Origin of the sequence: Pseudonocardia sp. McavD-2-B, assembly GCF_024124365.1 — a bacterium.
GTDB lineage: Bacteria > Actinomycetota > Actinomycetes > Mycobacteriales > Pseudonocardiaceae > Pseudonocardia > Pseudonocardia alni.
This window is the reverse complement of the sequence record NZ_JAMXSG010000200.1, coordinates 1-11,035: the sequence shown is the minus strand read 5'-3', so window position 1 is coordinate 11,035 and position 11,035 is coordinate 1. Positions and strand designations below refer to the sequence as shown.

At 73.4% G+C, this 11,035-nt stretch carries 11 protein-coding genes; 2 read left to right on the top strand and 9 right to left on the bottom strand.

Going from position 1 to position 11,035, the window contains the following annotated elements:
• Positions 1-498: putative collagen-binding domain-containing protein (locus tag NH602_RS22090; protein WP_253068800.1), on the bottom strand; the 498-nt coding region annotated here is incomplete at its 3' end.
• Between the two features lie 158 nt (positions 499-656).
• Entirely contained in the window at positions 657-1,283 is a 627-nt protein-coding gene (locus NH602_RS22085) for a DsbA family protein (RefSeq protein WP_073575559.1), read from the bottom strand.
• A gap of 104 nt (positions 1,284-1,387) precedes the next feature.
• Here NH602_RS22085 and pepN point away from each other — a divergent pair, with 104 nt between their 5' ends.
• Entirely contained in the window at positions 1,388-3,994 is a 2,607-nt protein-coding gene (gene pepN / locus NH602_RS22080) for an aminopeptidase N (protein ID WP_179762027.1), read from the top strand.
• A 67-nt stretch (positions 3,995-4,061) separates the two neighbouring features.
• Here the strand turns inward: pepN and NH602_RS22075 are convergent, their stop codons facing one another.
• The 7 genes from NH602_RS22075 to NH602_RS22045 form a co-directional block, all read right to left on the bottom strand.
• Positions 4,062-4,436 carry a hypothetical protein gene (locus NH602_RS22075; protein WP_253068799.1) on the bottom strand — a complete coding sequence of 125 codons (375 nt, stop codon included), beginning with the start codon at positions 4,434-4,436 and terminating at the stop codon, positions 4,062-4,064.
• Between the two features lie 117 nt (positions 4,437-4,553).
• Complete coding sequence (locus NH602_RS32015) at positions 4,554-6,113, bottom strand: sensor histidine kinase KdpD (protein ID WP_253068798.1); 1,560 nt, start codon at positions 6,111-6,113, stop codon at positions 4,554-4,556.
• 99 nt (positions 6,114-6,212) lie between these two features.
• On the bottom strand, positions 6,213-6,884 hold the full coding sequence (locus tag NH602_RS22065; RefSeq protein WP_100878505.1) for a response regulator transcription factor: 672 nt from the start codon (positions 6,882-6,884) through the stop codon (positions 6,213-6,215).
• A 151-nt stretch (positions 6,885-7,035) separates the two neighbouring features.
• Positions 7,036-7,515, bottom strand: a complete 480-nt coding sequence (locus NH602_RS22060) for a DUF5130 family protein (RefSeq protein ID WP_073575554.1) — start codon at positions 7,513-7,515, stop codon at positions 7,036-7,038.
• On the bottom strand, positions 7,502-7,756 hold the full coding sequence (locus NH602_RS22055; protein ID WP_062397046.1) for a hypothetical protein: 255 nt from the start codon (positions 7,754-7,756) through the stop codon (positions 7,502-7,504). Before NH602_RS22055 ends, NH602_RS22060 begins: the two co-directional genes overlap by 14 nt.
• Before the next feature lie 11 nt (positions 7,757-7,767).
• Entirely contained in the window at positions 7,768-9,198 is a 1,431-nt protein-coding gene (locus NH602_RS22050) for a DUF2252 family protein (RefSeq protein WP_253068797.1), read from the bottom strand.
• 51 nt (positions 9,199-9,249) lie between these two features.
• Positions 9,250-10,599, bottom strand: a complete 1,350-nt coding sequence (locus tag NH602_RS22045; RefSeq protein ID WP_253068796.1) for a UDP-glucose/GDP-mannose dehydrogenase family protein — start codon at positions 10,597-10,599, stop codon at positions 9,250-9,252.
• Between the two features lie 101 nt (positions 10,600-10,700).
• On the opposite strand from NH602_RS22045, the gene NH602_RS22040 reads away from it, so the two are divergent.
• Positions 10,701-11,035 (top strand): GPP34 family phosphoprotein (locus NH602_RS22040; protein ID WP_253068795.1); only part of this gene is annotated, 335 nt, incomplete at its 3' end.

Below are 11,035 nucleotides of genomic sequence, written 5' to 3'. Positions count from 1 at the left end.
CCGCACCCGCTCCCCCACCGCCCGTGCGACGGCGTCGGCGTCGGGCGCGCCGTACCCGGCGGCGACGTCGTCGACGACCAGGACCCAGTCGAGGCTCCCGTCCGGGCCCTGCGGGGCCGGGAACCGGGCGATCCCCGAGCTCGCGAGCCGGGCCAGCTCCAGCGTCGTCCCGGTCGCGGGCTGGACCCACCACGGGCGCGCGGTGTCGCCGGAGAGCAGGTCGAGGTCGAGGACCACGTCGCTGCCCGCCGGGGTGTGGCCGAGCACGTAGGACCCGTCCTCGGCCCCGGCGATGTCGACCCGGCTGTCCACCGCCGCGGCCCGCACGGTGAACGCGCCGTCGGAGTACGGGCTCAGCGACGTCCGGGGCACCGCGTCGGCGAGCGCGCCCCGGTCCAGCACTGCGCCGACCGCGAGCTGCCCGCCCACGAGCGTCCCGGCGACCAGCGCCACCGCTCCGAGCACCGACGTCGTCCGCCGCGAGAACCAGGTGTCCACGGCCGGGCACTGTGCGCCCCCACGGCGCCCGCCACGGCCGAACGGGCGATCCCGTTCGCGATCGCGAGCGGCACCGCCGGGTGATCGTCACGGGTGGGGGGTCCGGTGCCCCATCCGGCACCGGACCCCTCGATCGCGGCGATCACGCCGTCACCGGCTCAGTAGTCGAAGGACGGGTCCTCGGTGCGGGTGCGCTTGAGCTCGAAGAAGTGCGGGTTCTCGGCCAGCAGCCGGGCGCCGTCGAACAGGCGGCCGGCGTCCTCGCCCTTCGGGACCCGGGAGATGACCGGCCCGAAGAACGCCACGCCGTCGACGTGGATGGTCGGGGTACCGACGTCCAGGCCCACCGGGTCCATGCCCTCGTGGTGGCTGGCGCGCAGCTTCTCGTCGTACTCGGTGGAGTGCGCGGCCTCGGCCAGCGACTCCGGCAGGCCGAGCTCCTTCAGCGCGCCCGCGATGACGTCGTCGAAGTCCTTGTTGCCCTGGTTGTGGATGCGCTCGCCGAGCGCGGTGTAGAGCGGCGCCAGGATCTCCGGGCCCTTCAGCTCGGCGGCGGCGATGCACACGCGCACCGGGCCCCAGCCCTTCGACATGAGCTCGACGTACTGCTCGGGCAGCTCACGGCCCTCGTTCAGCACGGACAGGCTCATGACGTGCCAGGTGACGTCGACGTCGCGCACCTTCTCCACCTCCAGCACCCAGCGGGAGGTCAGCCACGCCCAGGGGCACAGCGGGTCGAACCAGATGTCGATGCGGGCACGGCCGTCGGCAGCAGGAGTCGTCATACCCGGCGCAACGCCGGGCACCGGCCGCGGATTCCACGGGCCGCGCCCCGGGCAGCGTGATTGGATGCCGACGACACCACTCCCCCGAGAGGACCCCGAACGACGTGACCCCGCCCAACCTCACCCGTGCCCAGGCCGAGGAGCGCGCGGCGCTGCTCGACGTCTCCACCTACGACGTCACGATCGACCTGACCGACGGCGCCGGAGCCCCCTCCGAGCGGACGTTCGCGGTGACGACCACGGTGCGCTTCACCGCCGCCGAGCCCGGCGGGAGCACGTGGATCGAGTGGGTCGGCGACGGCATCACCTCGGCGACGCTGAACGGCACCGAACTCGACGCCGCCGTGTGGACCGAGGAGGACGGCCTCGCGCTGCCCGGTCTCGCCGCGGAGAACGAGCTGACGATCGTCGCGACCGGGCTCTACACCAACACCGGTGAGGGCCTGCACCGCTTCGTCGACCCCGTCGACCAGGCCGTCTACCTCTACTCGCAGTTCGAGACGGCCGACTGCAAGCGGCTGTTCCCCTGCTTCGACCAGCCCGACCTCAAGGCCCGCTACACCCTCACCGTGACCGCACCGGAGGACTGGAAGGTCATCTCCAACGCCCCGGCGACGGTCGAGGGCGGGGTGCACCGCTTCGAGCGGACCGAGATCCTCTCGACCTACCTGGTCGCGCTGATCGCCGGGCCGTATGCGAGCTGGCACGACACCTATCGCGACGAGCACGCCGAGATCCCGCTGGGAATCTTCTGCCGCGCCTCGCTGGCCCCGCACATGGACCACGAGCGGATCTTCACCGAGACCCGCCAGGGCTTCGACTTCTACCACCGCAACTTCGGGGTGACCTACCCGTTCGGCAAGTACGACCAGCTGTTCGTGCCCGAGTTCAACGCGGGTGCGATGGAGAACGCCGGCGCGATCACGTTCCTGGAGGACTACGTCTTCCGGTCGCGGGTGACCCGCACGCTCTACGAGCGGCGCGCCGAGACGATCCTGCACGAGATGGCGCACATGTGGTTCGGCGACCTCGTGACCATGCGCTGGTGGGACGACCTGTGGCTCAACGAGTCGTTCGCGACGTGGGCGTCGGTGCTGTGCCAGGCCGAGGCGACCGAGTACACGGGCGCCTGGACGACGTTCGCGAACCTCGAGAAGTCCTGGGCCTACCGGCAGGACCAGCTGCCCTCGACGCACCCGATCGCCGCGGACATCCCGGACCTGCAGGCGGTCGAGGTCAACTTCGACGGCATCACCTACGCCAAGGGCGCGTCGGTCCTCAAGCAGCTCGTCGCCTACGTCGGTCTGGAGCCGTTCCTGGCCGGGCTGCGCGACTACTTCGCCGCCCACGCCTGGGGCAACGCCACCTTCGACGACCTGCTGGGCTCGCTGGAGAAGGCGTCCGGCCGGGACCTGTCGGACTGGGGCGCGCAGTGGCTGCGCACCACCGGCCTGAACCTGCTGCGCCCGTCGTTCCGGGTCGACGAGGCCGGGACGTTCACCTCGTTCGACGTCGTGCAGGGCGGCGCCCGGCCGGGTGCCGGTGAGCTGCGCACGCACCGGATCGCCGTCGGCGTCTACGACGACGACCCGGAGACCGGCAAGCTCGTCCGCACCCACCGCGTCGAGCTCGACATCTCCGGCGAGCGCACGGCCGTCCCGGAGCTGGTCGGGCTGTCCCGCGGCAAGCTCGTCCTGGTCAACGACGACGACCTCACCTACTGCGCGCTGCGCCTGGACCCGGGCTCGCTCGCGACCCTGGTGGACCGGATCGGCGACATCGCCGAGTCGCTGCCGCGCACGCTGTGCTGGTCCTCGGCGTGGGAGATGACCCGTGAGGCCGAGCTGAAGGCCCGTGACTTCGTCACCCTGGTCGCCGGCGGGTTCGACACCGAGTCCGAGATCGGCGTCGCGGCGCGGCTGCTGCTGCAGGCCCAGACCGCGACGGCGTCGTACTGCACCCCGGAGTGGGCGCGGGGCCGCGGCTGGCCGCTGCTGACCGACGCGCTGCGGTTCCGCCTGGACACCGCCCCGCCCGGATCGGACGTCCAGCTGGCCGTGGTCAACGCGCTGACCGCCTCGGTGCTGCCGGAGAACACCCTGGACCGGATGAAGGGCTGGCTGCTCGACGTCGACGTCCCGAACGGGCTGACCGTCGACGCCGACCTGCGCTGGCGGCTGCTGCACGCGCTCGTCGCGCACGGGAAGGCCGGGGAGACCGAGATCGCCGAGGAGGCCGATCGTGACGCCACCTCCACCGGGGCGCGGCAGGCCGAGCGGGCCCGCGCGCTGATCCCGACCGCGGAGGCCAAGGAGCGGGCGTGGCAGCGCGCCGTGCACGACGACTCCCTGCCGAACGCGATCACCGAGTCGGCGATCTCCGGGTTCTCCCACCCCGCACTGTCCACGGTGAGCCCCGGGCTGCTCGACGGCTACGTCCAGCGCTACTTCGACGAGATCGACGGCGTGTGGGCGCGCCGGACCTCGGAGCTGGCGCAGAACGTCGTCGTCGGACTGTTCCCGTCCTGGGCGGTCGCGGAGCCGACCGTCGCGGCGGCGGACGCCTGGCTCGCCGACGAGTCCAAGCCGGCGTCGCTGCGCCGGCTCGTGTCCGAGGGGCGCGCCGGGATCGTGCGCGCGCTGGCCGCCCGTGAGTTCGACGGTCAGGCCACCCCTGACCCGGAGCGGACCACCGCGGTCCAGCAGCCCTGACCCACGAACGACGGCGCCCCGGGAGCACGGGCTCCCGGGGCGCCGTCGTTCGTGTGTCGGGCTGTGGTCAGCGGCGGCGCAGCCACCGCCGCAGCGGGTTCGTCGACGCCGGTTCGTCGGCCGGGCGGAAGCCCGCGCAGACACGCGGTCCGCAGCTGCCGCAGTCGGTGCCCGGGCGGTAGTGGTCGTGCAGGTCCTCCGGGTGACCGCAGGTGCACAGTCCCACCTGCGGGACGCCGGGCGCGGGCGGACCGGCCGGGGTCCGCGGCTCGGACGGTGTGCGCGGCCGGGGCAGCGCCGGGACGGGCTCCAGGCCCGTCGGCGGTGTCAGGACCGCGGCCGTGGGGGTGGCGGGGGTCCTGCGGTCGGTGCCGTCGTTCTCGTGCGCCATGGTGACCTCCTTCGTGCCGGCGAACGGCAGCGCGGACGACCATCGCGTCATCGCACCGTGCCGTTGCGTCACCAGTATGAGATCGGGTGGGACGCCTGGGAATGGCTCGCGGCGACGAAAAGACCTGCCGTGGACGGAACGGCAGGTCGTGGACACCCCGCCACCCGATCAGCGGGCCACCGGAAGTGTGAGTACGGCAAGACAGCCGCGGGGCGCGTCCACCGTACGGAGCACCAGGGTGCCGCCGTGCTCCCGAGCGAGCTGGGCGCTGATGTGCAGCCCGAGCCCGGAGCCGCCGGCGGCCTCGTCGTGCCGCCCGCGGGCGATCTCGAGCTGCTCCTGCCCGTCGGGCAGGCCGGGGCCGTGGTCGCGGACCTCGACGGCGACCAGACCCGGCTCGTCGGCGAGGCGGGCCCGCACCACCACCGGGGTCCGGGGCGCGTGCCGGTCGCAGTTGGCCAGCAGGTTCGTCACGACCTGGCGGGTGAGCGACTCGGGCGCGGCGACGGGGGGCAGGTCGTCCTGGGTGTCGAGGGTGATGCAGCGGCCGTCGCGCAGGTCCACCAGGGTGCGCAGGGCCTCCCCGACGTCGTGCTCGCCGCCGGGGCCCGCACCCGGCGACGGGGTGACCGGGGCGTAGGCCGGACCGTAGTCGAGCAGGGCGGCGTCGCGCCCGTCGACCATCGGGCCGGCCACCGTGTCCTCGACGATGACCGGGGTCTCCAGCATCTGGCGGAGCCGGTTCAGCTCGGCGAGCACCGCCTCCCGCATCCGGGCGACCTGGGGGTCGTCACCGGGGCTGGACGTCAGCAGCTGCGCGGCCCCGGCCAGTCCCGCCAGGCCGTTGCGGAGCTCGTGGTCGCGCTCGGCGGTCTCCCCGGTGGCCCGTTCGAGCAGCGCCGACGCCTCGCCGAGGGTGTCCTGGAGCCGGTCGTAGTCGTCCTGCATCCGGGTCACCGTGCGCAGTGCCATGGACAGCAGCGCCGCGAGCACGACGGCCATCCCGAGCACCCGCAGCGACGGGTAGACCAGGCCGTCCGTCGGTTCCTGGCCGGGCACGATCGCCCGGTACAGCTGCGACACCGCGACGATCAGCAGGCCGAGCCCCATCCGGGCCCGGATCCGGCTCGGACGCCGGTAGCCGTCGAGCAGGAATAGCACCGCGACCAGCGCCCAGCCGCTCTGCACCACGATCGAGTAGAGGGGCGAGGTCGCCACCATCCGGGTGAACGGGCTCTCCGCCTGCGATGCGACGACCCCGCCGATGACGAGGGCGACCGCGGCCAGCGCCCAGCCGCCCCAGGCCCCGAGGGCCGGTGGCGGCCGCAGCGCGGCGACCAGGATGCACAGGCTGATCACGAACATGGTCAGCACGGCCAGCCGCGGGGTGCCCGCCGGGTACTGCGGCAGGACCAGTGCGGACAGCGGGAGGAGCACGACGCCGTAGAGCAGGAGGGCGGCCCCGAACCACGACGGACGGGGGTCTCCGGACAGCCGCCCCGTCACCAGCGCGACGATCGCCGCCGCCGAGCCGACCGCGGCCGCCACGAGGGTGAGCACCGCTGTCGCGTCGGACAGGTCGATCCGTCCGTCGACCACCGCGGGGCGGCTCACCGCCACCACGAGGACGGCCAGGACCCCGACGACGAGCACGTCGGTCAGGTGTCCGGCCAGGAACCGGGCCCGCCGCTGCGGGCCCAGGAGCGCACCGAGGAAACCGGACGCCACGTCCCCTCCGCTCCAAGATGTCGCCGGACTGATGAGATTGCGATGATAGGACTCGTCATTCTCGGTGACGTTCGGTGGCGGCGTTGTGGGCCGAACGGGTCAGATCCCGGCGGCCTTGCGGTAGAGCGCGACGGCCTCCAGCTGGGAGCCGACCTCCAGCTTGGTCAGCACCGCGCGGATCTGCGTCCGGACCGTCGCCAGCGAGACGACGAAATGGTCGGCCACCGACTGCGCACGCTTGCCACCCGCCAGGAGGGCGAGGACCTCGCGCTCGCGCTGGGTGAGCCTGCCCAGCTTCTCGTGCAGGTCGCGACGCTCGTGCTCCCGGTCGCGGTGCAGCCGGATGAACTGCTCGCGGCGGCCCGGCGGCATGATCGAGCGCCCGGCGTGGGCCTCGCGGATGGCGCTGAGCAGCGCCGGGAACGGCGCGTTCTTGGGGACGAACACGAACCCGCCCGCGTCCAGGGCGGCGCCGACCCGGCCTGCGTCGGAGCTGCCGGACAGCACCACCACCCGCCAGCCCGCCTCGCAGAGGGGGCCGACGAGCCGGACCCCGTCGATGCGGTTGCCCTCCGGGTCACGCCCCAGGTCGAGGTCGAGCACGATGAGCCCGGGCGTGACGCGCCGGGCGTGCTCCAGCACCGCGGCGGCGGAGCGGACCGGCTGGAAGGTCGCGTCCTCGCCCTCGGCGCGCAGGTTGAGGGCGAGAGCGGACCCGACCAGCTCGTGGTCGTCGACGATCAGGATCGGGCTGCCGGTGGGGCCGCTCACAACTCGGTCCTCCCGCTGGGCACCATGGGGGACACCTTAGAGCCGTTGCGCCGATCGTGGTGGCCCGCGAGTGACGGACACGCGGGCGCCGCACTGTCCACGGACGCGACCGGGTGTCCTCCCGGGTGTCCACCGGATGGGAAACCCGAGCTCAGGGGCGACTGCCGGCCTGGTCCGCCAGCATCCTCAGTCCGGACAGGATTCCACCGAACAGATCGCCCTCCTTGAAGGACGCGACCATGCTCATGAGAGCGAGCTTGGCGCCGCGGTCAGGGAGGCGGACCTTCGCCTCGGCGCCGGTCACGATCTCCAGCAGGCGCTGCTCGGGGCTCACGGCGACGAGCACCGCGTCCTCGTGGTCGTCGACGCGCCCGTGCAGGTCGACCGCGGTGGCCCGCGCGTCGGCACCCAGGTCGCCCAGGTACAGCGCGAACCGCAGGCCGGTCTCGCGGCTGGCCAGGTACAGGGCCTCGTCCAGGCGGGTCAGCTGCACCGGGGTGAACGGGTGCGCGGCCGCGGACGGCTCGACGAAGTTCTCGGCCACCGACAGGCGACCGGAGTTCGTGACGACCGACCCCTCGGGCAGGTCCTCCTCGTTGCCGGTGAAGACGGCGAGGTCACCACTTGCCACCGGTACCTCCTCGGGTGTCGCCGCCCTCGGACGGGGCGGTGTCGCCGTGTCCGGCGTGCGCGGCGTGGTGCCCCGCGGCGGACGGCTCGGCGATCCAGAACAGCGGCTCGTACGGCCAGGGGTCACCCGCGTTGTAGCGGGGGCGGTTGCTCCGGTTCCGCACCGCGATCCAGCCCCAGATCGCGAAGTACAGGACAGCCGGCGCGACCACGAAGACCAGCAGGGTTTCGACGACGGTCACGGGGCCAGAACCTAGCCGATCGCCGTGCCCGGCACCTGCTCAGGTGTCCGATCCGACAGCCGCCCGGACCGCACCGCACGGACCAGCGCGTCATGATCGGCTTCGGTCTGGTCGGCATAGGCCCTGGCGAACGTCGCGAGCGCCGCGGCCACCTTGCCGCCCTTCCCCAGGTAGCCGGCGATCATCGACGCCCCCGAGGTGCGAGCGTGCCCCTTGGCGAGCAGCCTGCCGCAGACGTCGGCGTAGTCGGCCAGCGCGGGGGCGTCGAGGGTGTCGGGGACGATCGCGCCCTTCATGTCACGGAACTGGCGGACGTAGTACTGGCGGCCGTTGATCGTCGTCCAGCCCAGGAGCGGGTCGGAGACGGTCTGCAGGGCCTGTTGGTACTCCACGACCCGCTGGCCCTGGTGGGCGTGCCAGGCCTCGCCGCCGTGCACGAACGGCGCGACGACCGACCGGCGCGCCTGCTTGAGCTGCAGGAACAGCACGTCGTCGGGGCTGGAGCCCTCGCAGAGCACGAGGTAGGCGCGCAGCCCGACCGAGCCGACCCCGACGACCTTGTGGGCGACGTCGACGGCGTGGTACCCGCCGAGGATCCGGCTCCAGTGCGGCGGCAGCGTCGCGAGGTACCCGTCGAGGGCGGCCAGGATGCGCGCGGTGTGCTCGTCGTCGGGGTGGGTGATCAGCGGCGGCTCGGTGACGATCCGCCGCGCCCCGCCCTCCTCGGCCACGAACCGGGGCAGCGCGCGGTCGCTGGTGCGCCGGCGCGCCCGTTCGGCGGCCTTGTCGATGACCCGGCGCGAGGTCTTGTGGTCGGCGTCCGAGCGCAGGGTGTCGATGTCCATGATGTCGAACGAGCGGGCGAGCAGCGGCTCGTCGGCGAGGTGGCGCAGGTGCTCGGCGTAGGAGGTCACGCAGCGGGTGGCGGCCTCGCCGCACTGCTCCTCGGTCGCGCCGGAGTCCCGGCCGGCGACCCAGGTGGAGGACACCAGGCGTCGCAGGTCCCACTCCCAGGCGCCGGGGTGGGCCTCGTCGAAGTCGTTGAGGTCGAAGACCAGGTCGCGCTCGGGCGAGGCGTAGAAGCCGAAGTTGCCCAAGTGGGCGTCGCCGCAGATGACGGGGTGCACGCCGGTCTCGGGCAGCACCGCGAAGTCCGCGGCGTGCAGGGCGGCGGCGCCGCGCAGGAACGCGTGCGGGGATGCGGTCATCCGCTGGATCCGCAGCGGGACGAGCTCGTGCACACGCCCGGCGTTCTGCGCCTCGACGACGTCGACCGGGTCGGCCCGGCGCAGCTGCGCGGACCACTCGGCGAGCCCGGACCGGGGCGCGACCTTCCGCAGCCCCTTGCCGATGCGGTAGCGCTCGGCGCGGGGCGTGGAGGCGCGCTGCAGCGAGCCGAACGCCGCGCGGTCCGATCCGGCGAGGACGGGGTGCGAGGTCACGCCTGCGTTCTACCGCACGGCGGGCCCCGGAGCCCGCGCGGCGGGCCGGCCTCAGACGTTGCGCCTGCCCAGCGCGCGGTAGGTCCAGCCCGCGGACTCCCACGCCTCGCGGTCCAGGGCGTTGCGGCCGTCGAGCACCCGGCGGGTCTTCACGACCTTCCCGAACGAGCCCGGGTCGAGCTCGCGGTACTGCTTCCACTCGGTCAGCAGCAGGACGGCGTCGGCGCCCTCGGCGGCCTCCTCCGGGGTGTCGACGCAGTCCAGCTGCGACCAGTGCCGCCGCACGTTGGGCAGCGCCTGCGGGTCGGTCACCCGGACGTTCGCGCCCTGCAGCTGCAGCTGCGCGGCCACGTTCAGCGCCGGGGAGTCGCGGATGTCGTCGGAGTCGGGCTTGAACGCCGCGCCCAGCACCGCGATCCGCTTGCCGAGCAGGGAGTCGTCGCACACCTGGCGGGCGAGCTCCACCATCCGGATCCGGCGCCGCATGTTGATGTTGTCGACCTCGCGCAGGAACGTCAGCGCCTGGTCGGCGCCCAGCTCGCCGGCGCGGGCCATGAACGCCCGGATGTCCTTGGGCAGGCAGCCGCCGCCGAAGCCGAGCCCGGCGTTGAGGAACTTGCGGCCGATCCGGTCGTCGTGGCCGATCGCGTCGGCGAGCTGCTTCACGTCGGCGCCGGTGGCCTCGCACAGCTCGGCCATCGCGTTGATGAAGGAGATCTTGGTGGCGAGGAAGGAGTTCGCGGCGGTCTTGACCATCTCCGCGGTGGCGTAGTCGGTGACGACCTTCGGCGTGCCGTCGGCGACGATCCGCGCGTAGACGGTGTCCAGGACCTTCTCCGCGTCCACCGCGGGGTCCGCGCCGGACAGCGACGGGACGCCGTAGACGAGCCGGTCCGGGTGCAGGGTGTCCTGCACCGCGTAGCCCTCGCGCAGGAACTCGGGGTTCCATGCCAGCGCGGCGCCCGGCACGCGGGCGGCGACCTGTTCGGCCAGCCGGGCGGCCGTGCCCACCGGCACCGTGGACTTGCCGACGACCAGCTCGCCGGGCCCCAGCACCTCGATGAGCGACGCCGTCGCCGCCTCGACGTAGGTCAGGTCCGCGGCGTACTCGCCACGACGCTGCGGGGTGCCGACACACACGAAGTGCACCGCGGCGCCCCGGGCGTCGGCCATGTCCGAGGAGAACGACAGCCGCCCCGAGTCCAGCGACCGGCGCAGCAGCTCCTCGAAGCCCGGCTCGAAGAACGGGACCCGGCCCGCGGCCAGCGACTCCGCCTTCGCGACGTCGACCTCGATACCGACGACCTCGTGGCCCAGCTCCGCCATCGAGGCCGCGTGCACGGCTCCGAGGTAGCCGCACCCGATGACCGACAGCTTCAGCGGGGTGGTGTTCTCCGACATGGCCGGAGGTTAGCTGCCGCCCCGGACGGGCTGTCGCAGACGTCGGGCAGTGTGCGTCCCGGTGACGCCGAGGTGTCGCGCCGGCACTAACGTCCTCGCCCGTGCGGACCCTGCTGCTGGCCGAGGAACTGCTCCTGCTGGGGCTCGACCGCTCGACCGGCCGGATCGGTGACCGGTTCGACGGGCGGGTCCTGCCCGTCGCGCTGGTGCGCGACCTGGTCGACGCCGGCGCACTGCACCTCGACGGCGGGGACGGCCCCGACGGCGGAGACACCGTGACGCCGTCGGGCGGGGAGCCCGACCACCCCGCCCTGGCCGCGGCGCTGGCCGCGGTGACCCGGGACGGCACCGACACCGGCTCGCACGCGGTGGCCGCCACCGCGGCGCACCTCGCGCGGACCCCGGCGGGCTCGGCGGGCGGCGCCGTGGGGCAGCT

Excerpts from the sequence above, each read along its gene's own strand:
- NH602_RS22085 (WP_073575559.1), bottom strand. The coding sequence starts at position 1,283 with ATGACGACTCCTGCTGCCGACGGCCGTGCCCGCATCGACATCTGGTTC.
- NH602_RS22075 (WP_253068799.1), bottom strand. The coding sequence starts at position 4,436 with ATGACGCGATGGTCGTCCGCGCTGCCGTTCGCCGGCACGAAGGAGGTC.
- NH602_RS22045 (WP_253068796.1), bottom strand. The coding sequence starts at position 10,599 with ATGTCGGAGAACACCACCCCGCTGAAGCTGTCGGTCATCGGGTGCGGC.